This window comes from Hymenobacter sp. APR13 (assembly GCF_000737515.1).
In the GTDB taxonomy this organism is placed as follows: Bacteria; Bacteroidota; Bacteroidia; order Cytophagales; family Hymenobacteraceae; genus Hymenobacter.
Genome location: NZ_CP006587.1, coordinates 853,909 through 874,731 on the forward strand (window position 1 = coordinate 853,909; position 20,823 = coordinate 874,731).

At 61.4% G+C, this 20,823-nt stretch carries 20 protein-coding genes and 1 pseudogene; 10 read left to right on the forward strand and 11 right to left on the reverse strand.

The window, feature by feature from the left end; all coding sequences use genetic code 11:
• Positions 1 to 9: 9 nt before the first annotated feature.
• The 6 genes and pseudogenes from N008_RS03580 (at position 10) to N008_RS24235 (ending at position 4,441) form a co-directional block, all read left to right on the forward strand.
• On the forward strand, positions 10 to 822 hold the full coding sequence (locus N008_RS03580; RefSeq protein ID WP_044013792.1) for an SDR family NAD(P)-dependent oxidoreductase: 813 nt from the start codon (positions 10 to 12) through the stop codon (positions 820 to 822).
• Between the two features lie 168 nt (positions 823 to 990).
• Positions 991 to 1,800: an SDR family oxidoreductase gene (locus N008_RS03585; protein WP_231569774.1), complete on the forward strand. Its 810-nt coding sequence runs from the start codon at positions 991 to 993 to the stop codon at positions 1,798 to 1,800.
• Entirely contained in the window at positions 1,721 to 2,062 is a 342-nt protein-coding gene (locus N008_RS23710) for a hypothetical protein (protein ID WP_231569775.1), read from the forward strand. Before N008_RS03585 ends, N008_RS23710 begins: the two co-directional genes overlap by 80 nt.
• A 249-nt stretch (positions 2,063 to 2,311) precedes the next feature.
• On the forward strand, positions 2,312 to 3,010 hold the full coding sequence (locus tag N008_RS03590; RefSeq protein WP_044013793.1) for a hypothetical protein: 699 nt from the start codon (positions 2,312 to 2,314) through the stop codon (positions 3,008 to 3,010).
• A gap of 223 nt (positions 3,011 to 3,233) precedes the next feature.
• Positions 3,234 to 4,061: pseudogene (locus N008_RS03595) on the forward strand (porin); the annotation flags it as partial.
• 110 nt (positions 4,062 to 4,171) lie between these two features.
• Positions 4,172 to 4,441 (forward strand): hypothetical protein, encoded by a 270-nt coding sequence (locus N008_RS24235; RefSeq protein ID WP_410471197.1) that lies wholly within the window; start codon positions 4,172 to 4,174, stop codon positions 4,439 to 4,441.
• 217 nt (positions 4,442 to 4,658) lie between these two features.
• Here the strand turns inward: N008_RS24235 and N008_RS03600 are convergent, their stop codons facing one another.
• From N008_RS03600 to N008_RS03640, 9 genes are all read right to left on the reverse strand, one after another.
• Positions 4,659 to 5,480, reverse strand: a complete 822-nt coding sequence (locus N008_RS03600) for an enoyl-ACP reductase (protein WP_044013795.1) — start codon at positions 5,478 to 5,480, stop codon at positions 4,659 to 4,661.
• A gap of 154 nt (positions 5,481 to 5,634) precedes the next feature.
• Entirely contained in the window at positions 5,635 to 7,308 is a 1,674-nt protein-coding gene (gene recN / locus N008_RS03605; protein ID WP_044013797.1) for a DNA repair protein RecN, read from the reverse strand.
• Positions 7,309 to 7,538: 230 nt separating this feature from the next.
• On the reverse strand, positions 7,539 to 8,468 hold the full coding sequence (locus N008_RS03610; protein WP_197062943.1) for a DUF4835 family protein: 930 nt from the start codon (positions 8,466 to 8,468) through the stop codon (positions 7,539 to 7,541).
• On the reverse strand, positions 8,458 to 9,108 hold the full coding sequence (locus N008_RS03615; RefSeq protein ID WP_044013800.1) for a phosphopantothenoylcysteine decarboxylase: 651 nt from the start codon (positions 9,106 to 9,108) through the stop codon (positions 8,458 to 8,460). The genes N008_RS03610 and N008_RS03615 overlap by 11 nt, the downstream gene beginning before the upstream one ends.
• Before the next feature lie 121 nt (positions 9,109 to 9,229).
• A complete protein-coding gene (locus N008_RS03620; RefSeq protein WP_044018277.1) occupies positions 9,230 to 9,817 on the reverse strand; it encodes a flavoprotein in 588 nt (195 codons plus the stop codon).
• Positions 9,818 to 9,984: 167 nt separating this feature from the next.
• Positions 9,985 to 10,335 carry a DNA-directed RNA polymerase subunit omega gene (locus N008_RS03625; protein WP_044013803.1) on the reverse strand — a complete coding sequence of 117 codons (351 nt, stop codon included), beginning with the start codon at positions 10,333 to 10,335 and terminating at the stop codon, positions 9,985 to 9,987.
• Positions 10,336 to 10,438: 103 nt separating this feature from the next.
• Entirely contained in the window at positions 10,439 to 11,266 is an 828-nt protein-coding gene (locus tag N008_RS03630) for an outer membrane protein assembly factor BamD (protein WP_052381160.1), read from the reverse strand.
• 98 nt (positions 11,267 to 11,364) lie between these two features.
• Positions 11,365 to 13,050 (reverse strand): OstA-like protein, encoded by a 1,686-nt coding sequence (locus tag N008_RS03635; protein ID WP_052381161.1) that lies wholly within the window; start codon positions 13,048 to 13,050, stop codon positions 11,365 to 11,367.
• A 133-nt stretch (positions 13,051 to 13,183) separates the two neighbouring features.
• Positions 13,184 to 14,086 carry a glycerophosphodiester phosphodiesterase gene (locus N008_RS03640; protein ID WP_052381162.1) on the reverse strand — a complete coding sequence of 301 codons (903 nt, stop codon included), beginning with the start codon at positions 14,084 to 14,086 and terminating at the stop codon, positions 13,184 to 13,186.
• 108 nt (positions 14,087 to 14,194) lie between these two features.
• Between N008_RS03640 and tilS the strand changes: the two genes are divergently transcribed.
• The 4 genes from tilS (at position 14,195) to N008_RS03660 (ending at position 18,683) form a co-directional block, all read left to right on the forward strand.
• The gene (gene tilS / locus N008_RS03645) at positions 14,195 to 15,526 is read left to right on the forward strand and encodes a tRNA lysidine(34) synthetase TilS (RefSeq protein ID WP_044013805.1); all 1,332 of its coding nucleotides are present in this window, start codon (positions 14,195 to 14,197) and stop codon (positions 15,524 to 15,526) included.
• A 44-nt stretch (positions 15,527 to 15,570) separates the two neighbouring features.
• Complete coding sequence (locus tag N008_RS22960) at positions 15,571 to 15,912, forward strand: hypothetical protein (RefSeq protein ID WP_156108996.1); 342 nt, start codon at positions 15,571 to 15,573, stop codon at positions 15,910 to 15,912.
• Between the two features lie 329 nt (positions 15,913 to 16,241).
• A complete protein-coding gene (gene mdh / locus N008_RS03655; RefSeq protein WP_044013809.1) occupies positions 16,242 to 17,183 on the forward strand; it encodes a malate dehydrogenase in 942 nt (313 codons plus the stop codon).
• A 234-nt stretch (positions 17,184 to 17,417) separates the two neighbouring features.
• Complete coding sequence (locus N008_RS03660; protein ID WP_044013810.1) at positions 17,418 to 18,683, forward strand: aspartyl protease family protein; 1,266 nt, start codon at positions 17,418 to 17,420, stop codon at positions 18,681 to 18,683.
• Between the two features lie 222 nt (positions 18,684 to 18,905).
• On the opposite strand, the gene N008_RS03665 is transcribed toward N008_RS03660, so the two are convergent.
• Together N008_RS03665 and N008_RS03670 are read right to left on the reverse strand one after the other, a co-directional pair.
• Positions 18,906 to 19,802 carry a rhomboid family intramembrane serine protease gene (locus N008_RS03665; RefSeq protein ID WP_044013812.1) on the reverse strand — a complete coding sequence of 299 codons (897 nt, stop codon included), beginning with the start codon at positions 19,800 to 19,802 and terminating at the stop codon, positions 18,906 to 18,908.
• A gap of 63 nt (positions 19,803 to 19,865) precedes the next feature.
• Positions 19,866 to 20,663, reverse strand: coding sequence for a rhomboid family intramembrane serine protease (locus N008_RS03670; RefSeq protein ID WP_044013813.1), 798 nt, complete (start codon positions 20,661 to 20,663; stop codon positions 19,866 to 19,868).
• Between the last annotated feature and the right edge of the window lie 160 nt (positions 20,664 to 20,823).

The following is a 20,823-nucleotide window of genomic DNA, read 5'->3' on the forward strand; positions in this document are numbered from 1 at the left end:
CCCAATTTTATGGCAACTACCTCCAAAACAGCCCTTATCACCGGCGGCACCAGCGGCATCGGCCGGGAGCTGGCCAACTGCTTCGCTCAGGACAAATACAACCTCATTATCGTCGCCCGCGACGCGCAGGAACTCAGCCAGACGGCCCAGGAGCTGCAGCAGCAGTACGGTATCGAAGTCACCACCATTGCCAAAGACCTGTTCGAGCGCGAAGCCCCATTTGAGGTCTACAACGAAATCAAGGCCAGCGGCAAGCAGGTGGATGTGCTGGTAAACGACGCCGGCCAGGGCCAGTACGGCACCTTCGACACCACCGACATCCGGCGCGAGCTGGACATCGTGCAGCTCAACATCGGGGCCTATCTGGTGTTTACCAAGCTGTATCTGCAGGAAATGAAGGCCCGCAACGAGGGCAAGATTCTGCTGGTGGGCAGCATTGCAGGCGAGCTGCCCGGCCCGTTGCAGGCGGTGTACCACGGCACCAAGGCCTTCGTCAATTCCTTCACCGAGTCGATTCAGGAGGAAAATAAGGACAGCAACGTCACCATCACCAACCTGCTGCCTGGCCTCACGGATACCGACTTCTTCGAGAAAGCCGACATGACCCGCGCCAAGAACGTGGCCGAAAAGAGCGGTATGGCCCCCGCCGCCGACGTAGCCAAAGACGGCTACAAGGCCCTGATGGCCGGCGAGAAGCGGGTTATTTCCGGCTTCATGAACAAGGTGCAGGTCACGGCCAGCAACGTATTGCCCGATGGCCTGATTGCCGCCAAAGTGCACAACGAAAGCCAACCCATCGACGGCGACGAAAGCGCGAAATAGGCACATTCAGCACAGTTTTTTCAAGAGCCCGGCCCCGCAAAGGCCGGGCTTTTTTTGGGCGCGGGCCGCGAAACAGGCACCACCCGCGGGACACTTGCTGCCTTCGGCTGTTATAACACCTTGTGCCGTACATCACCCGGCATGCACCCTCCCCGAATTTCAACTTTCATGAAGAATATAGCCCTTGTAGTAGGTGCCAGCGGCATCATCGGTAGCAACCTGGCCCGCGAGCTGGTGGCCCACGACTGGCCCACCTATGGCTTGGCCCGCTCGCCCCGCCCCGACGACGTTCCCGGCCTGCACCCCGTCGCCGCCGATTTGCTGAACCCTGCCAGCCTGCAGACTGCGTTGGCCGACCTCGCGCCTACCCACGTGTTTATCACCAGCTGGATGCGCCAGGACACCGAGGCCGAGAACATCCGCGTCAACAGCCTGATGGTGCGCAACCTGCTCGACGCCCTGGCCCCAAAAAAATCGGTGCAGCATGTGGCGCTGGTAACGGGCCTGAAGCACTATCTGGGACCGTTTGAGGCCTACGTGAGTGGGGGCACCCCGCCGCCCACGCCGCTGCGCGAGGAGCAGCCCCGCCTCCCGCTCGACAACTTTTACTACGCCCAGGAAGACGAGGTGTACGCCGCCGCCGCCCGCGACGGATTCACCTGGAGCATCCACCGGCCGCACACCATCATCGGCAAGGCCGTGGGCAACCTCATGAACCTGGGCACCACTCTGGCCGTGTACGCCAGCATCTGCAAGGAAACCGGCCGCCCCTTCCGCTGGCCCGGCTCCGCGGCCCAGTGGAACGGCCTCTCCGACGTCACCGACGCCCGCATCATCGCCCAGCAGCTACGCTGGGCCGCCACTGCCGAAATCGCCCAAAAACCAGGCTTTCAACATCGTGAACGGCGACGTTTTCCGCTGGAGCTGGCTGTGGCCGCGCCTGGCCGCGTGGTTTGGGGTGGAAGCCGTGGGCTTTGATGGCACCATTCACCCGCTGGAAGCCGAGCTCAGCCAGGATGCCGCCGTGTGGCGCGACATTGCCGAGCGGCACCAGTTGCAGGAGCCGGCCCTCGACCGCCTCGCTTCCCCCTGGCACACCGACCTCGACCTGGGCCGCCCCGTTGAGGTGATGACCGACATGACCAACAGCCGCAAGCGCGGCTTCCTGGCCTACCAGTCCACCGAAGATTCCTTTTTCGACCTGTTCGAGCAGCTCCGCACCGACCGCCTGATTCCATAGTTAGAACGCTGTAGAGACGCAATATTTTGCGTCTCATCGTTGCTGACGCTGTTTAACGAGTGCAGCGCCAGTCGTTAAACGACGAGACGCAAAATATTGCGTCTCTACTTCGCCCAAACCGGCCCCAACCACGCTGCCAGGCGCTGTTGGGGCCGGTTTGCGGTTTTTAACCCAGCCTTTACCGCGGGCCAACGTATACAAGCTGAACAGCGGCGCGCCTGCGCCGCGTAGTCTATTTAGTCTTTCCGCATGCAGAAGTTCACCGTAGAACGCCTCACCTTCGATACCCTCACTCAATTGCCCAACTCTTGGGAGCCAGCCGACTATAAGGCCCTGCTCACCAAAACCGGCTACGACAACCCCGACGACATAGCCGCCAACGAGCTGACCGACATGGCCCACATGGCCCTCACCGACCTGGAGCCCACCGAAGCCGCCCAGCTGGTGCTGGAGTATCTGTTCGAGGACCAGCTCACCGCCGGCCAGATCGAAAACCTGGCCCACCAGATGCTCACCGAGAAACTCTGGGAAGAAAACCCCGAGCTCGGGCAGCACGAAGGCTTTTTCAAAGCTACCCAGCTGCTCTACACCGCCTACAACGGCAAGTTCCCGCGCGCCGAAGCCGTGCAGTTTCAGGTGCAGCTCACCACCGAGGATGCCGCTGGCCTGAGCGTATTCGACCAGCAGCCCGAGGCCCCGCTGCTGCGCCTGCTAGCCCAGGGTATGCCCGACAACACCCTGCTCAAGCGCCTCTTCCACGAGCAGCTCGACGGCACCGGCTTCCCCGAAGCTCCTAGCATCATCTGGCAGCTCACGCCCTCGAAGAAAACCGACAAGTCGGTGGTTTTCGATGTAGTCAGCTCCGCCTACTGGCTCGACGATTTCAAGTACGCCGACACCTACGAAGCCACCACTCAGGCCGACACTGTTCCTGAAACGGCGGAGTAGCGTGGGCTTGGTAGTGCGCGCCCCGGAACAAAATTACTGATGCGGCGCGGGGGGGGGGCGAACTACCAAGTTCGTCCTCCGGAAGCCCCACTATCAATCAGCCCCCACCTGCTCAGGCTGGTGGGGGCTGGTTTGCGCAGATGGCATTGGTAACATTGTCGTAATACACCGGACATGTTGAAGTAACATCTAATGCCGCACTTTGTGCCAGCATTATCATTTCATGAATAAACTGTTAACCATCCTGTTGCTACTGGCGGCCGGCCGGGCCCACGGTCAGGCCGCCGACTCAGTTTCCTCGGAGCCGGCCCCGGGCAAAAAGTGGTACCAGACGGTAGCCGTGCGGGGCTACGTGCAGGCCCGCTACAACCGGCTGCTGGAAACCAACCCCGACCTCACCTGCGAACAGTGCGACCGGTCGTGGGGCCGCAACGGCGGGTTTTCGCTGCGCCGGATTCGCATCATCTTCTTCGGGCAGCTGCACGAGCGGGTGTACTTCTACCTGCAGCCCGATTTCGCCAGCACGCTCAGCGGCAGCTCCTCGCTGAACGCCACGCTCCTGCGCGACGCCTACTTCGATGTGGGCCTCGACAAAGCCAGCCAGTTTCGGGTGCGGCTGGGGCAGAGCAAGATTCCGTTCGGGTTTGAGAACATGCAATCCAGCCAGAACCGCCTGGCCTTGGACCGCAGTGACGGCATTAACAGTTCCTTTTCCAACGAGCGGGACCTGGGCGCCTTCCTGTACTGGGCCCCGACGGCCGTGCGCCAGCGCTTCAGCCGCCTCGTGAAAGACGGCCTGAAAGGCTCCGGCGACTACGGCGTGGTGGGACTGGGCGTGTTCAACGGCCAGACCGCCAACCGCCCCGAGCTCAACAACCAGCGCCACGTGGTGGCCCGCGTCACGTATCCGCTCGAAATTGGGGGTCAGCTTATCGAGCCAGCCCTGCAGGCGTACTCCGGCGAGTACGTGGTAAACCGCGACCAGCTATCCAGCGGCGTGAAAACCCGCCCTGATCTGCGCTACCCCGACCAGCGCGTGGCCACCACCTTCGTGCTGTATCCGCAGCCTTTCGGCCTGCAGGCCGAGTACAACGTGGCCGCGGCCCCGAGTTCAATCCCAGCACCGACAGCATCGAGACGCAACGCCTGCACGGCGGCTACGTGCTGCTCAACTACCGCTTCCAGCACAAAGGGCAGCAGTTTTACCCCTTCCTGCGCGGCCAGTACTACGACGGCGGCAAGAAGCACGAGCGGGACGCCCGCAGCTACACCGTGCGCGAGGCCGAGCTGGGCGTGGAGTGGCAGCCCTTCCCGAGCTTCGAGCTGGTGACGATGTACACGCTCTCCAACCGCCGCTTCGAGGATTTCCAGAAGCAGAACAACCGCCAGCGCGGCGGCCTGCTGCGCCTGCAGGCCCAGCTGAATTTCTGAGGAAACTTGTAGCGCGAAGCCTTTGCTTCGCGTTGCAGTAGAGCGATAACGTAAACGCGAAGCAAAGGCTTCGCGCTACCCTGTTTAATCGTCTCTACACTGACCTAAAAACCGTCGTCAACAACATCGGCAACGATGAGAGTACAGTGCCCCTTAAACGCAACAACGCCCAGCCAAACCGGCCGGGCGTTGTCGTTTATTGAGAAGGTAGAAAAACCTAGGAATTGGCCTTCGACATCAGCTCCACGATTTCCTCCGAAATGCCGGTGGTGCTGAAGCCGCCGTCGTGCATGAGGTTCTGCATGGTCACGTAGCGGGTCAGGTCCGAGAACAGGCTGATGCAGTAATCGGCGCAGGCTTCGGCCGGGGCATTGCCCAGGGGCGAGAGGCGGTCGGCGTACTCGTAGAACGCATCGAAACCGCTGATGCCGGTGCCGGCCGTGGTTTTGGTGGGCGACTGCGAGATGGTGTTCACGCGCACTTTCTTGAGCTTGCCGAGGCGCTGGCCGTAGCTGCGGGCAATACTTTCGAGCATGGCCTTGGCCTGCGACATGTCGGTGTAGTCGAGGAAGGCGCGCTGGGCGGCAATGTAGCTCAGGGCCACGGCCGAGCCCCACTCGTTGAAGGCGTCCTGCTTTTCAGCCACCGCCAGCATCTTGTGGAACGACAGGGCCGATACATCGAGGGTTTTCTGGTACCACTCGTAGTTCAGCTCGCCGTAGTGCTTGCCCTTGCGGATGTTGGCGCTCATGCCGATGCTGTGCAGCACGAAGTCGAGCTTGCCGCCGAGGTGCTCCTGCGCGCCCGAGAACAGCTTCTCCAAATCCTCCATGGACGTAGCATCGGCCGGAATGATGGGCGCCGAGCACAACTCCGAGAGCTTGTTGATTTCGCCCATGCGCATGGCCAGCGGGGCATTGGTGAGCACAAAGCGGGCACCTTCGGCGTGGGCCTTCAGGGCTACTTTCCAGGCAATGGATTCTTCGTTCAGCGCGCCGGAAATGATACCGACTTTGCCCGCGAGCAGGTTATTAGCCATTCGTTTTTGGTTATTCGTTGTTCGTATTTCGTAGCCAGGCGCTACTTATCAGCCAGAATGAGTCCGCCATTTGCGCAAGACATTCTGTATCCAGCCCCAAGTTTACAAATAACACTACACTAAAAACCAACAACGGGAAACGAACAACGAAATCTTACCCCGCCATTTCCACGCCGCGCAACGCCAGCAGCTCGCGGGCGCTGTGGTAGGCGTGCTGGCTGGGGTTGGCGCCGGAAATCATCTGGGCAATTTCCTGGATGCGCTCCTCCTGGCTGAGCTGGCGGATGCGGCTCACGGTGCGGTCGGCGCGGTCTTCCTTGTACACGAAGTAGTGCGTGTCGCCGGCGGCGGCCATCTGGGGCAGGTGGCTGATGGCAATGAGCTGGTGCTTTTTGGCCATCTGCTGCATCATGCGGCCCACTTTCACCGCAATTTCGCCGCTGATGCCGGTGTCAATTTCATCGAACACGATGGTCGGCAACGCCGTTTTGTCGGCCAGCATGTACTTGATGCACAGCATCAGGCGCGAGAACTCGCCGCCCGAGGCGGCCTTGCTCAGCGTCTGGGGCTGGGCGCCTTTGTTGGCCGTGAACAGGATACTCACCACATCAATGCCGCTGGTAGCGGGCGGGCCTTCCTGGTGCTGCACCACAATGCGCGAGTTGGGCATGCCCAGATCGGCCAGCAGCGCCACCAACTCCTTCTCAAACTTCGGGAACACCTTGCGTCGGGCTTCCGAGAGGCGCGTGGCCTGCTTGGTTACGGTGGCCAGGGCGGCGTCGGCGTCACGGCGCAGGCGCGTAATCTGGCGGTCTAGGTTGAGCACGGAGCTGACCTTGTCGCGCAGGTCGGAGCGCACGGCCAGTAGCGCCACCACGTCGCGCACCTGGTGCTTGCGCTGCAGGCTGTAGAGCACGTTCAGGCGGCCTTGCAGCTCATCGATGCGAGCCGGGTCGCCTTCGGTGCGGCGCTCGGCGGCTTCTATTTCGTCGGCAATGTCGTGCAGCTCAATCAGGCAGCTGTCAAGGCGCAGCTTTAGCTCGCGGGCCTGCTCCGAGTAGTTGGCAATCTGGCCCAGCAGCGTGGCGGCTTCCTTCATGCCGCTGGTGGCGCAGTACTCGCTTTCGGTGAGGCTTTGCAGGGCGTGGGTGAGCTTGAATTTGATTTCCTCGGCGTGCTCCAGCTCTTTCACTTCCTGCTCCAGCTCGTCCTGGCGCTCGTTGTCGAGGCGGGCATCTTCCAGCTCGGTCAGCAGGAAGCTGTGGTAGTCCAGCTCCTTATTGGCCTGCGCCACCTGGTCCTGCAGGGTTTTCAGGTCGGCTTCCAGCTTGCGATACTGGCGGTAGGCGTTGCTGTACTGGCCCCGCGTGGGCACCAGCCCGGCGTACAGATCCAGCAGGTTCAGCTGAAACACGGCATCCCCGAGCAGCAGCGTGTCATGCTGGGAGTGAATGTCCATAAGGTTGGCCCCAATGTGGCGCAGGGTTTCCAGCGTCACGGGCGTGTCGTTCACGAAGGCCCGGCTCTTGCCAGCGGGGCTGATTTCGCGCCGCAGAATGCACTGCGCATCGTAGTCGAGGTCTTCGGCCTCGAAAATATCCTGCAGCTGGTAGCTGCTGATATCAAACTGGCCCTCAATCACGCACTTCTTGTCGGTGTCGAAGAGCATGCGCGAGTCGGCGCGGTTGCCGAGCAGCAGGCCGATGGCGCCCAGCATAATGGACTTGCCGGCCCCGGTTTCGCCGGTGATGATGTTGAGCAGTGCCGAGGGTTGCAGCTGCAGCTGCTCAATCAGGGCGTAGTTGCGGATGCGGAGGTCAATGAGCATAATCTACCAAGTGAAGGCCGGACTCCCGGCCGTAGCTGCCAAAACACACGCGCTACGGACCGGCACATACCAGCCGGGTCTAGTAGCTTTAGCAAAGCTACTAGTTCAATTAGTCAATTGCCAATAAAATTTGCAGGAAGGTTTTGTCATTCCGAGCAAAGCGAGGAATCTGAGTGGAACAGTTCAACTGATTCAACCCAGATTCCTCGCTTTGCTCGGAATGACAGGTGCTACGGCTGGCGCAGCATGGCTTGGTACTTGGCCGAGTTGGTGGGGTCTACTTCCGTGAGCAGGGTGGTGAGGCGCTGCTTCTGCTCGGCATCGGGTGAGCTGCGGAAGATGTTGGCAATTTCGTCGGCCTTGGTGTCGAAGAAGGCGCGGGCCAGCAGCGTGCCGGGACGGCGGATGGCGGCGTTGTGCACGCCCTCCAGGGCCCCGTAGATGCTGGTGCGGGCTTCTTCGGGCTTCTCGATGAACACGTCGAGCCCCTGCCGGTAGTAGGCGTAGATGCCCGTGCGGATGGCTTCCAGCTGCGGGTCCTGCAGGTTGTTGAGCAGCCAGTAGCGGTTGCGCGACTGCCCGTCCTTCCAGGCGTCATCCTGCTCGTTGGTGATGGTCTGCGACGAGGCGTTCTGCACCACAATGCGGGCCCGGTCGTAGTACGGCGAGCCGCTCAGGCGGGCGAAGCTGTCCTGGTCGATGCCGATGGTGAGGTAGGCGTAGAAGGTCAGCAGCGACGACAGGTTGCCCACGAAGTTGTTTTCCGAGAAGTCAATCGGGTTCTGGGGCGAGTAGTTGAAGACGAAGTTGCGGTCGGCGAAGCTGAGCAAATTCGTTTCAAAGCCGGTGCCATACACCGGCCGCGACGACACGATGCGGGCCGTGGCCTTGTACTGGCCGTTCTGCGGAATTTCGGTGATGCCCACAAAAATGCGCATCCGGATCCGCTCCTCGGGCCGGTAGGTCTGGCTGGTGAAGGAACGGGTGTTTAGAAACGACTGCATATCGTTCTGCATCTGCTGCACCAGCTGGCGGTCGGCGATGGTCACGTTTTCGGTGGTCACGCGCACTTCGGCCTGGATTTCCTGGGCCTTAGTGGGGCGGGCCAGCAGCGAAACGAAGGCAAGCAGCAGAGCAGACAGCGGCAGATTATACTTCACGGGGCAGGCGGGCAAGAACGGCGTCGACAATATCCCGGGCCACTTCGGCCTTGGGCTTTACTTCAAATATACGGGATTCGCCCTGCGCGTCGAGCAGCGTCACTTTGTTGGTATCGTGGCGAAAACCGGCCCCGGCGTCGCGCAGGGAGTTCAGCACCACGAGGTCGAAGTTTTTGCGGCGCAGCTTGTCCATGGCGTGAGCTTCCTCGTTGTTGGTCTCCAACGCAAAACCCACCGAAAATTGTTCGGCCCGCTTGGTTTTCCCTAGCGTGGCCGCAATGTCCACGTTCTTTACCAGTTCCAGCGTGAGCGTGTCGCCGGCCTTTTTGATCTTCTCGGCCGCTACGTGCGCGGGCTTGTAGTCGGCCACGGCGGCCGCAAATACCCACACATCGGCGGTGGGTGCCAGGGCGGCGGCGGTGGCGTACATCTGGTCGGCGGTTTCCACGCGCTGCGTGCGGATGCGTGGGTGCGCGGGGTCGGGCAGGTTGGTGGGGCCGCTGATCAGCGTCACGTCGGCGCCGATGGCAGCAAAGGCCTCGGCCAGCGCGTAGCCCATCTTGCCGGTGCTGTGGTTGCCGATGAAGCGCACGGGGTCCAGCGGCTCGTAGGTAGGCCCGGCAGTGAGGAGAACACGCATAGAAAATTGTCATTGCGAGCAGAGCGAAGCAATCCTTCCTCTACTATGCTGAATGCTTAAAGGTAATGGCAAGCCCTTGAGGCCAGAACTTAAGTAGGCTTGTCGGTAAGGGTTGCTTGTCTCAAAGAGAGGAAGGATTGCTTCGCTCTGCTCGCAATGACAACTCCTCGAAAAACCGCTCCAGTTCCGTCACAATGTCTTCGGGCTCCAGCATGCGGCCGGGGCCGGAGAGGCCGCTGGCCAGCTCGCCGGCCGGCGAGTCGAGCACGAGGTTGCCGTAGCGGCGCAGGGTGGCCAGGTTGGCGGTGGTGGCGGGGTGGGCATACATGTCGAGGTCCATGGCGGGGGCCAGCAGCACGGGGCAGCGCGCCGACAGGTACACGGCATCGAGCAGCGAGTCGCAGAGGCCGTGGGCGAAGTGGGCCAGCGTATTGGCCGAGGCCGGCGCCACCAGCAGCGCATCGGCCCACAGGCCCAGGTGCACGTGGTTGTGCCACTCGCCGGCTTGCTCGTCTTTCAGGAAGCCCTGCAGCACCGGGTTTTTAGAGAGCGTGCCCAGCGTGAGCGGCGTCACGAAGGCGGCGGCCGCGGGCGTCAGAATCACCTGCACCTCGGCGCCGGCCTTCACCAGCAGCCGCACCAACGGCGCGGCTTTGTAGGCGGCAATGCTGCCGCACACGCCCAGTAAGATCTTGCGTCCCTGAATCACGGATTTAGCGGATTTTTCGGATTTCCCGGATGGTAGTTGAAGCCCTGCTAAAACGCGTCATGCAGAGCGAAGCGAAGCATCCGGCCAGGGCAGTAAAATTACTACGCTGGCGAGATGCTTCGCTTCGCTCTGCATGACGTGCTTTACGGTAGGGCCAGAGAAGCTGCTTAGCCTTCGATGGCGCGCAGGTTGCCGTTTTCGTCGAATTCCGACGGCGTGCGGTAGTGCACTTTGCCTTCCAGGAACTCTTCGATGGCTAGGTTGGTGGGCTTGGGCAGACGCTCGTAGTGCTTGCTGATTTCGATCTGCTCGCGGTTTTCGAACACTTCTTCCAGGTTGTCAACCGTGGTAGCAAACTCGGCCAGCTTGCCGTTCAGCTCCTCTTTCAGCTTCACCGAAATCTGGTTGGCGCGCTTCGAGATGATGGCAATCGACTCGTACACGTTGCCGGTTTCGTTGGCGAATTCCGACATGTTGCGGGTCACGATGGAGGCAGAAACGTTGTTAGGTGCTTTCATGGGTTGAACGGTTAAATTGTTGCATTGCTTAATTGTTGTCGTTGAACGTCGGCCGTTACGTGTGTAAGAAACCAGCAATTCAACAATTCAACAATTCAGCCATTTATTTAGCTGCCGTCGGGTCGGCGGGCTTGAGCTTGGCGGCCTGGGCCTGGGCGTCGATGAACATCTTCTCGGCCTCCTTCAGGCGGCGGCTTTGCGGATACGTATCGATGAAGTGCTGGTAGAACGCCTGCACCTCCAGGTATCGTTCGCGCTGTTTCTCTTCTACGCTTTCGCGGGCCAGATCGTACTGCGCGCTTACTTTCAGAAACTCGGCTTCCTCATTGAAGGCCGAAGCCGGAAACTGCTGCTGGAAGCCGCCCAACGCCACCACGGCCGACTGGTAGTAGCGCAGGTTGTAGTAGAGCTTGGCGCCCTGATAGGCTTTCAGCTCAAGCTTTTTCTGCAGTTCCTGCGACATACTCTCGGCCTCGGGCCGGAACGTGCTGGTGGGGTAGCGGTTGATGAACTCCTGAATGGACTCCAGCGCCGAGTAGGTGTTGGTCTGGTCCAGCTCCCATTCCGGCGAGTCGCGGAACAGCGACTTGGCCTGCAGGAAGTTGGCTTCCTCGGCGTACTGCGAGTTCGGGTAGGTGTCGGCGAAGCTCTTGAAGTAGTAGGCGCCGAGCGTGTAGTTGCGCTGCCGGAAGTTGGTGTTGGCGAAGTAGAACTGCGCTTTTTCGGCTTCGGGGCGGCCTTTCAGCAGCGGCAGCAGGTCTTCGAGCAGGGTGCCGGCCTTGAAGTAGTCGCCCTTCTCGTAATACTGGATGGCCGCTTCGTACTTCTTGTTCACGTCGCTGCTCTTGAGCAGCTTCTGGTAGCCGGTGCACGCGCCAAGCAACAGGGTGCTTAGCAGCAGAACAAAAAGGGTCGGGCGGAAATAGTGCATAAGGGGCGCAAAGGTAACGGATTCTGCCTGAATGGCTGAAGGGTTTGTGGTTTGAGGTGGCCGCGGCGGCCGCCATGGCCGCGTACGGCGCTGGCGGGCTACTTCCGGGCCGGAACCGGGCGGGCCGGCGCGGCCGGCGTCACCGGCGCCTTGGTGGTTTTGGGTTTGGCGCTGGCTTTGGCGGGCGTTTTGGCTTTCGGCTTGGCCTTGGCTTTCACCGGCACGGCGAAGTGCTTGCCCAACACCATGCGGCGGGTAGGGCGTTCCGTGGGGCGCCAGCGGAAGTCTTTCAGCTTCTCATCTTCGGGCTTGAGTTCATGGGGCGGAATAAAGCTGGCATCGGGGTTGGTGAGGAAGCTGATGGTCTGCAGCTTGCCCTCCCCAAAGCGCAAAGCCATGGTCGAGGACACGGCTTTGTTCATGCCACTCACCGCAGTGTCGCCCTCAAGAGCATAGTAGAGGCTCTCGGCGTTGCCAAGCACGTCCACTTTTTTTATGGAGTTGGCCTGGAAATAGGCCACCATGTTGCGGCCCTTCACCTGGTTGTAGTTCAGCAGCGTGTCCTGCCCGATGATAAACGAGTTGGCATACAGGCGCATCTGGTCCAGCTTGCCATTGCGCTGCCGGATCTGCATGCTGTCGGCGGTGAGCTGGTTTTTCTCGTTCCAGAGAATCGGGTTCTTGTTGAGGTAGATGATGGAATCCTGCCGGTCGTAGGTGAGCGAGTCGGCGCGGCCCTGCAAATCGGGACGGAAGATCTTGGCTTTGGGGTAAGCGTAGAGCACGCCGGCGGCGTTCAGCGGCGGGCGGCCTTCCTGGCTGATGAGCGTATCGGCGGCGAGGTAGAGCGTGTCTTTGCCGGAGATGTTGCGCATCACCGGGGCGCCGTACACCTTGGTGCGGCCCCGCGTGCGCCAGTAGCGCCCCACGTCGCCCCGAATCACGAGGTTGTCTTTCTTGCTGGTCATGGAGACGTGGCCGGTGGCCACGCCGTACTGCCGGGCCTCGTCGTACACCAGCCGGTCGCCGCCCAGCAGGTAGTTGGGCGTCTCGATCTTGGCGTTCTTCTGGAAGTTGGAAACCCGCGTGATGGTGTTGTAGGTACCGTTTTCGGCGTAGAGCGTGCCCTGCTGCCCCTTGATGCGGGTGGGCCCGAGGAAGGTGGCAATCTTCGAGATGGTGTTGTACTGCAGCGTGTCGGTGTCGATGACGTTGTCCTTGGTCACCAGCTTCACGTCGCGCTTGAAGCTGAACACCTTGCTGGCCGTGTTGTAGTAGCCAAAGCGGCTATCGAGCGTGTTTTCGGGGTCGACGAGGTGGCCTCCGGTGCTGTAGTAGGCCAGGTTGCGGTTCAGGTCGTAGTCGAGGGCCTGGGTGGTGAGCGTCATGCGCGGGTCGCGCATGGTCACGTTGCCGGTGATGCGGGCCTTGCGGGTGTCGCCGTCGTAGGTGCCCCGGTTGCCGGTGATGGTGATGGTGTCGTTCTGGATAATGCGCACGTTGCTGAACGCCTCCAAGGCGTTGCGCTCCAGATATTGGTAGGCCGAGTCGCAGTAGAGCAGCGTGGTGCCCTGCCGGAAGCTCACGTTGCCAATCAGCTTGCGAATCTCGACGCCGTTGAAGGTGCCACCCACCAGCCGCTGGGTGCCGGGCAGCAGCTCGATGCGCGAGCCTTTGGGCGGCGTGGCAGCCGTAGCCGGCCGGGCAGCGGGCCGCTGCTGGGCCAGGACAAAGGCGGGCAGCAGCGCCAGCCACAACAGAAAAATATGCTTGGGAAAGGTCATTTCAGCGCGAAGGTACGGAACCTGCCCCCTAACGCCACCAAGCCGTTTCTGGTGTCCGGGCGCCACACTTTGCGGGCGGGCCGCCCTGGCGCGGCCCGCGCTGCTCTTTCGGCTTTTCCTGCACTGCGGCACTCTATAAAGTAAACTGCGGCGGAATCATGCCGCGCATGGCGGGCACGTTGTCGGTTTCGATGGCGTCGGGCAGGGTGCCGAGCAGGCGCTTGACGGTGCCACTCGAGCGCCCCCCGAACGTGACCACCTGCAGGCCGGCGGCGTGGGCCTGACGGGTGTTTTCCAGACTCACGAGGTCTTTGCTCAGCACCACGGCCTGCACCTTCTCGGCTTTGGCGTTTTGCAGGCCGGCGGCAAAGTTGTCGGTGATTTCCAGGCCCAGGGGCACGCCCGGCAGCTCGCGGCGCAGCAAAGCCAGCGTGGGCTGGTGGGTGGTCAATATAAGCAGGCGCTCCGGCGGCCAGGGGTAGCGTCGCAGCAGGCGGCCCAGGGCGCGGGCCAGCACCGGCGCGCGCCAGTAGGCATCGTCGGGGCGGCAGGCGTCGGCGTGGTGCAGGTCGAAGTGCAGGTAGGGATGCTGGCCCTGGGTGCGGCTGAGCAGGCTTTCCAGGGTCTGCAGCTTCTCATTGTGGAACCAGTCGTAGGGCAGGCCGGCGCGGTAGGGCAGCTGCAGCAGCTCCGCGGCCGGCTTCTCGCTGATGCACCCGGTGCCGGCCGTCAACGACTCCAGCTTGGCATCGTGGTAGAGCATCAGCACACTGTCCTGGCTGAGCTGCACGTCCACTTCTAGGCCGTCGGCGCCGCGGTCCAGGGCCTGCTGCAAACTGGCGGCGCTGTTGGGCGGCAGCGGGTTGAAGGGCATGATGGGCGTCAGGAACGCCGAGCCGGCGTGCCCGATAACCAGCGGGCGGTAATCGGCGGGCAGCACGGGGTCGGTGGTGCAGGCGGCGGGCAGCAGCAGGGCCAGGCCCAGGCCGGCGCGGCGCAGCACAGGGCGCAGCCGGGCAGTGAAGAAAACAGGCATAGAAAGAGGAGGCGAAAAAACCCGCCGCCCCAATATAGCCCACGTAGCCGCAAACAGCGGCCCGGGCCGTACTTTTGCGGCCTGCCATTTCCTTGCTTCCCCTCCCCTATGCTCGACCAGGTCCGCCGCTACATCCAGGAACACGCGCTTTTCACCCTCGAAACCGACACGCTGCTGGTGGCCGTGAGCGGCGGGCAGGACTCGGTGGTGCTGGCCGACGTGCTGCACCAACTGGGGGCGCAGTTTGCCATTGCCCACTGCCACTTCGGCCTGCGCGCCGACGAGGCCGATGCCGACGAGCAGTTTGTGCGCAAGCTGGCCAAGAAGTACGAGGTGCCCTATTTCGTGGAGTTCTTCCAGACCAAGGCCTTTGCCGAGCAGGAAGGCATTTCGACGCAGATGGCGGCCCGGGCGCTGCGCTACGAGTGGTTTGAGCGAATCCGCCAGACGCAGGGCTACGCCTACGTGGCCACCGCCCACCACCAGCGCGACGCCGCCGAAACCATGCTGCTCAACCTCACCCACGGCACCGGCCTGGCCGGTTTGCACGGCATCCCGCCCAAAAACGGCCACATCGTGCGGCCGCTGCTGGGCGTGGCCAAGCCTGAGCTGTTTGAGTATCTGGTGGAAAACCAGCTGATGTGGCGCGAAGACGCCTCCAACGACAGCCCCGTGTACCAGCGCAACCGCCTGCGCCAGGAGGTGCTGCCCGTGCTGCGCGACATCAACCCCAGCCTCGACCAGACGCTGCAGTTCACGGCCGAGCGGGTGGGCGGGGCCGAGGAAATCGTGCGCCGCTACGTGCAGGACACCGCCGCCGAGGCCCAGCGCACCGAAACCGACGCCACGTACCTCGACATCCGGCTGCTGCAGAAAACGGCCGCCACCACGCTGGTGCTGCACGAGCTGCTGCGGCTGTTCGGGTTCAGCTTTCCGGTGGTGAAGGACATTGTGGCCGCCTTCCCGGCCGAGCCCGGCCGCCGCTTCGAGTCGCCGACGCACCGGCTGGTGAAGGACCGCGAGCAGCTGGTTATCACCCCGAAGAACCTCACCAAATTCGGCACGCACCAGCTGCAGGCCGGCCAGGAAGTGCTGAAGATTGACGGGCTGCACCTGCGCCTGGAGCTGCAGGAAGTAACCGAAGGCTTTGAGGTGCCGCGCGGCAAAGCCGTAGCCGCGCTGGATGCCGATGCGCTGAAATTCCCGCTCATCGTGCGGCCCTGGCAGGAAGGCGACTGGTTTATGCCCATCGGCATGAAAGGCAAAAAGAAGCTCTCCGACTTCCTCATCGACCAGAAAGTGCCCCTCAACCTCAAAGACAACGTGCAGGTGCTCTGCTCCGGCGACGGCAAAATCGCCTGGGTCATCGGCTTCCGCCCCGACGAGCGGTTTCGCGTGAACGACGACACCGAGCGGGTGCTGGTGGTGAAACGGATGTAGAGTTTAGTGCTTAGGAAGTTGAGGAGCGTACAACTATTTAAAACATGGCAACGAAAACGAAGCTGTTAGTTCTAGCAACTTTAACATTTTTAGCTCTTGCCTTTTATCTATTGGCAGGTTTATTAATCACGAGTTCAACACCTTCCATAATAGATGAGACTATCGAGGCCAGTAAAGCAGACAGGAAGCTTAACTCACTGATAGGCACGTATCGGGGTTTTCAAGCAGAATTCGACGAAAACGATACCGAAAGAGATACCATTAATTTCACCATTCTTCACAAAGGTTCGAGGAAGAATATACTTATAAAATACAAGGCAAAGAGCACATATAAAGGCAAGTGGAAACTAATAAATAGTGACACAATCAGCATCACTGATAAATAGCTAACCCCTACCGAGAAGTGAGAAGCAACAGTGCCGATTTTATTGTCCGCAAACTGTAAGTAGGACTTCCCATGCTCCGACGAGCGGTTCCGCGTGAACGACAACATCGAGCGGGTGCTGGTGGTGAAGCGGATGTAGATTTTAGGGCTTAGTGCCTGGTACTTAGTGCTTAGAAAGTTGGTGAATGTTGTCTGCCTGCATCTGTAATTGCCTAAGCTATACGCAGTAAGCACTTAGCGCGGCCTCAAACCTCCGCCTAAGCACTAAGCACTAAGCACCAAGCACTATCTTTACACTTATAACGTAACCCTCACCCAATTCCTCACCCGATGAAAGTTACCGTAGTTGGGGCTGGCAACGTGGGCGCAACCTGCGCCGACGTATTGGCCACCCGCGAAATTGCCAACGAAATCGTACTGGTTGACATCAAGGAAGGCTTCGCCGAAGGCAAGGCCCTCGACATCTGGCAGAAAGCACCCATCATCGGCTACGACTCGCGCACCGTGGGCGTGACCAGCGACTACGCCCGCACGGCCGATTCCGACGTGGTGGTGATTACCTCCGGCCTGCCCCGCAAGCCCGGCATGACCCGCGACGACCTGATTTCGACCAACGCCGGTATCGTGAAATCGGTGACCGAGCAGGTGGTGAAATACTCGCCCAACGCCATCATCATCATCGTGAGCAACCCGCTCGACGTGATGACCTACCAGGCCCACCTCACCTCTGGCCTGCCCCGCAACAAGGTGTTCGGCATGGCTGGCATCCTCGACACGGCCCGCTACCGCGCTTTCCTGGCTGAGGCCCTGAACGTGAGCCCCAAAGACATTCAGGCGGTGCTCATGGGTGGCCACGGCGACACCATGGTGCCCCTGCCCCGCTACACCACCGTAGGCGGCATCCCCGTAACCGAGCTGATCGGCAAAGAGGAGTTGGACGCCATTGTGGCCCGCACCACCAACGGTGGCGGCGAGCTGGTGAAGCTGATGGGTACTTCGGCCTGGTACGCGCCCGGCGCGGCTGCCGCTCAGATGGTAGAGGCCATCGTGCGCGACCAGCGTCGCGTGTTCCCGGTGTGCATCAAGCTGGAAGGCGAGTATGGCATCGACGGCGTGTACCTGGGTGCTCCGGTTATCCTGGGCAAAAACGGCATCGAGAAAGTAATCGAGCTGCAGCTCAACGACGAAGAAAAAGCGCTGCTGGAAACCTCGCGTGGCCACGTGAAAGAAGTAATGGACGCGCTGGACAACATGAGCAAGGCTTCGGCCTAAGCTTCTCCAGCCACCAACAGAAACCGGCCGTTCTGCGCAAGCAGGGCGGCCGGTTTTGCGTTTGGAAGTAGCGCGAACTTTGTAGTTCGCGCTACTCTGCAACGATTCCGCAACAGCCATACAACCTTCCGGCCCAAGGGCGGCCCTATGCAGGCAACCTGGCTCCTGCGGCTCCGGTCTGTTGCTCTCAGTGCGTCTGCTAGTGTCTTGCCTTCCCGCTTTATTACGATATCTATGAAAGCCCTCTTCCTGAGTTTCTGGCTGCTGCTAGCCGGCACCACCGCTACCCTAGCCCAGCAAACGCCCACCGGCATTCGGCCCCTCGACCAGCTGGTGGCGGCCATCAACACCAAATCGGTGGAGCCGCTGCAGCCGTTTCTGGGCAGCGAGACGCGGGTGGGAAGCCTGCCGGCCACCTACACCCCGCAGCTGCTGGCGCAGCTGATTCCCGGCTTTGGGCCCGTGGAAAACGTGCGGCTGGTACGCCAGGCTCCCGAAGGTGCCAACATTCGCTACGTGTGCGCGTTCACCCGCCAGGGCACGGAGAAGGAGTACGACTTTCTGTTGAGTGCCGAGGGGAAATTCCTGGAGCTGAACCTGGCCAAAGCCAGCGTGAAGAAGATTGCCACGGCCACCACCACCCTGGACCTGACCACGCCACCCGCCGTAACCGTGCCCATGCGCCTGATGGACGGCCTGATTGTGGTGGAAGCCGAGGTAGACGGCCGCCGCGGCAATTTCCTGCTCGACTCTGGCGCGCCGGCCCTGATGCTCAACCAGCGCGAGTTTGCCCCCAACCCCGGCGAAACCACCGCCACGGCCGGCGGTATGCGCGGCGTAAACGGCAGCATGGGCAGCTACTCTTACCACACCACCCAGAGCTTCGACTGGGCCGGCATCCGGTTCCAGAACCGCGAAGTGCCCACCCTGGACCTCACCAGCCTGGAGCAGCGGCTGAAGGGTTTGAAGCTGCTGGGCCTCATCGGCTACAACCTGCTCGACCAGTACGCCCTCACCCTCGACTACCGCGCCGCCCAGGTGCAGCTCCGCAAGCCCGACCCCGCCCCCACAGGCCCAGCCCCTACCGGCCCGGCGCCGCTGCTGAGCGTGCCCTTCACGCTGCGCGGCCACCTGCCGATACTGGAAGCCACCGCCGCCGGCCAGACCTGGCAGTTGGCCCTGGACTCCGGCGCCCAGTACAACCTGCTGGACCAGCAATACGCCCCCGCGTTCCAGAAAACGTTGCGTAAAAAGGAAAACGTCACGCTGCAGGGCGCCGACAACCTCTCGCGCACGGTGGTGAGCGGGCAGGTGCCAGAGCTGCAGGTGGGCGGCAAGCTGGCCTTCCGCAACCAGTCCACGGTGTTCACCGATATTTCCCACCTCAACAGCAAGCCCGGCCAGGTGCCGGTGCAGGGCCTCGTGGGCTACCCGTTCCTGAGCCAGTACCGCACCACCATCGACTTCGTGAACAAGCAGGTACGGTTTTATAGCTGGTAGGCCTGTAGCATAGGCTTCAGCCTGTGCCGTCAGTAGCATGTTGTCATTGCGAGCAGCGCGAAGCAATCCTTCCTCTCAAAGCTGAAAACAACCCTAAAAGCAAAGCCCTCCGGCGTTAGTGTACTATACTAACGCCGGAGGGCTTTCTGCTTAGTTTAGGCTTAGCGCATGGAGAGGAAGGATTGCTTCGTCGTGCCTCCTCGCAATGACAGCTAGTGCCTGCTATTTCTGGCTGGCCTTGAACAGGCGCTGTTTTTCGTCTTTGGAAAGGCTTTCGTAGCCGGAGCGGGAGATTTTGTCAAGGATGGCATCGAGGTCTTCCTGCTCGGGCTTGGGCAGGGTGCCTTTGCGGGCGCCCGATGCGGCCGGAGCTGCTGCCGCGCCGCCGCGGTGCGTCACGCGCAGGCGCGGGCCCGAGAGCAGGCCGCCCACCCAGTCGCCGATGGCCTGCACGGGGCGGCCCAGGTCGCGGCCGCGCTGCAGCTGCTTGATGAACAGGAAGCCCAGCAGCGCGCCGCCCAGGTGGGCAATTTCGCCGCCCGGGTTGCCGCCATCAATGCCTGCAATGCTGATGATAACCACCACGGCTGCAATGTATTTGATGCGCACCGGGCCCAGGAAAATAATGCTGAACGTGTAGTCGGGCAGCAGCGTGGCGGCGCCCAGGATGATGGCCGTGACGCCCGCCGAGGCCCCATAGAGCATGGCCGGGCGGCCGGCAAACACCGGCACGAAGTTGTAGGCCAGCAGATACAGCGCGGCACCGGCCAGCGCCCCCAGAATATACAGGCTCACCAGCTTCCGGTCGCCGAGGTACTCACGCACCAGCGAGCCGAACCAGTACAGATTCAGCAGGTTGAACAGGATGTGGAAGAAATCGGTGTGGACGAAGGCGTAGGTGAGCAGCGTCCAGGGGCGGGTAAGCAGCGTCCAGGGGCCGGAGGGCACCGCCAGCCACTCCAGCACCAGCGTGATGTCGAGGCGGCCCGCCGTCACCAGATACAGCGTGACGCGGATCAGCAGCAGCACTACAAACACCAGCACATTGATCAGCAGCAGCTGGCTCAGGGCATTGTCGCGCCGGGTGAGGGTGGCGCGGATGTCATCAAGGAAACTCATGGAGAGGAAAGCAAGGAGAACGGCAGGCTACGCGAAGCTACAACTTGGCAGGCATGCGGCACCTCAGCCGTAGTGCGTGCCGTTGCGCTGCCAGATTTTCAACACAATGAAGCCAATCAACATTCCGCCCAAATGCGCGAAGTGCGCCACATTGTCGCCGGGTACCGGGTGGATGCCCTGGTAGAGCTCGTAGGCGGTATAGAGCGTCACGAACAGCCAGGCCTTGATGGGAATCGGAATCGGGAAGATGATGAGCGACTGCTGCGGAAACAGGAACCCGAACGCAAACAGCACCCCAAACAGCGCCCCCGACGCCCCCAGCATCCCGGCCTCCGGGCTGTTGATGGCCCGGTCGTAGATGGCCTGAATGGTTTCCGTGGCGGAGGCAATCAGCCCTTGGTCGTTAGGCGTGCGCTGCATCTGGGCGGCTACCGCCGAGAAGGAGTCGCCGGCTTCGGGCAGGTAGTTGTGGAAGTAGTTGGAGAAGGCCACGCCCGACGGCGCTTCCTGGAACGCAATCCGGTCGGTGTCCATCTGGTGCAGCTCGTAGGCGCGCACGCCTTGGTAGAGCATGCCGGCGCCCACGCCGCAGATCAGCCAATACGTCAGAAACCGTTTCGGACCCCACACGTCTTCCAGCGAGGCCCCGATGAATACGAGGCCCAGCATGTTGGAAAACAGGTGGGCGAAGCTGCCGTGCAGAAACATATAGGTCAGGAACTGCCAGGGCTGAAAGTACACCGACCCAATCGGGTAAAGGGCGCCCAGCACCGTCACCTGCGACCCAAACTGGCTTTGCAGAAAAAACACCAGCACGTTGATGATGAGCAGCGTGCGAACGGTGGGAGTAAGTCGGAACATGAATCGCTGATTTGCGCTGATTGAAGTGATTTCGCTGATTTTTCTTCCCTTACGCTATACCGGGCGGTTTGGCCGGATGAGGTTGACCTGATGGGTTTTGTTAAACGGTGTAGAGACGCGAAACTTCGCGTCTCGTCGTTGCTGATGTTGTTCAGCCGGC

Bases quoted from the DNA above. Each gene is read 5' to 3' on its own strand.
- N008_RS03580 (WP_044013792.1), top strand. From the start codon at position 10: ATGGCAACTACCTCCAAAACAGCCCTTATCACCGGCGGCACCAGCGGC.
- N008_RS03585 (WP_231569774.1), top strand. From the start codon at position 991: ATGAAGAATATAGCCCTTGTAGTAGGTGCCAGCGGCATCATCGGTAGC.
- N008_RS03590 (WP_044013793.1), top strand. From the start codon at position 2,312: ATGCAGAAGTTCACCGTAGAACGCCTCACCTTCGATACCCTCACTCAA.
- N008_RS03600 (WP_044013795.1), bottom strand. From the start codon at position 5,480: ATGGCTAATAACCTGCTCGCGGGCAAAGTCGGTATCATTTCCGGCGCG.
- recN (WP_044013797.1), bottom strand. From the start codon at position 7,308: ATGCTCATTGACCTCCGCATCCGCAACTACGCCCTGATTGAGCAGCTG.
- N008_RS03615 (WP_044013800.1), bottom strand. From the start codon at position 9,108: ATGCGTGTTCTCCTCACTGCCGGGCCTACCTACGAGCCGCTGGACCCC.
- N008_RS03625 (WP_044013803.1), bottom strand. From the start codon at position 10,335: ATGAAAGCACCTAACAACGTTTCTGCCTCCATCGTGACCCGCAACATG.
- N008_RS03630 (WP_052381160.1), bottom strand. From the start codon at position 11,266: ATGCACTATTTCCGCCCGACCCTTTTTGTTCTGCTGCTAAGCACCCTG.
- N008_RS03635 (WP_052381161.1), bottom strand. From the start codon at position 13,050: ATGACCTTTCCCAAGCATATTTTTCTGTTGTGGCTGGCGCTGCTGCCC.
- N008_RS03640 (WP_052381162.1), bottom strand. From the start codon at position 14,086: ATGCCTGTTTTCTTCACTGCCCGGCTGCGCCCTGTGCTGCGCCGCGCC.
- tilS (WP_044013805.1), top strand. From the start codon at position 14,195: ATGCTCGACCAGGTCCGCCGCTACATCCAGGAACACGCGCTTTTCACC.
- N008_RS22960 (WP_156108996.1), top strand. From the start codon at position 15,571: ATGGCAACGAAAACGAAGCTGTTAGTTCTAGCAACTTTAACATTTTTA.
- mdh (WP_044013809.1), top strand. From the start codon at position 16,242: ATGAAAGTTACCGTAGTTGGGGCTGGCAACGTGGGCGCAACCTGCGCC.
- N008_RS03660 (WP_044013810.1), top strand. From the start codon at position 17,418: ATGAAAGCCCTCTTCCTGAGTTTCTGGCTGCTGCTAGCCGGCACCACC.
- N008_RS03665 (WP_044013812.1), bottom strand. From the start codon at position 19,802: ATGAGTTTCCTTGATGACATCCGCGCCACCCTCACCCGGCGCGACAAT.
- N008_RS03670 (WP_044013813.1), bottom strand. From the start codon at position 20,663: ATGTTCCGACTTACTCCCACCGTTCGCACGCTGCTCATCATCAACGTG.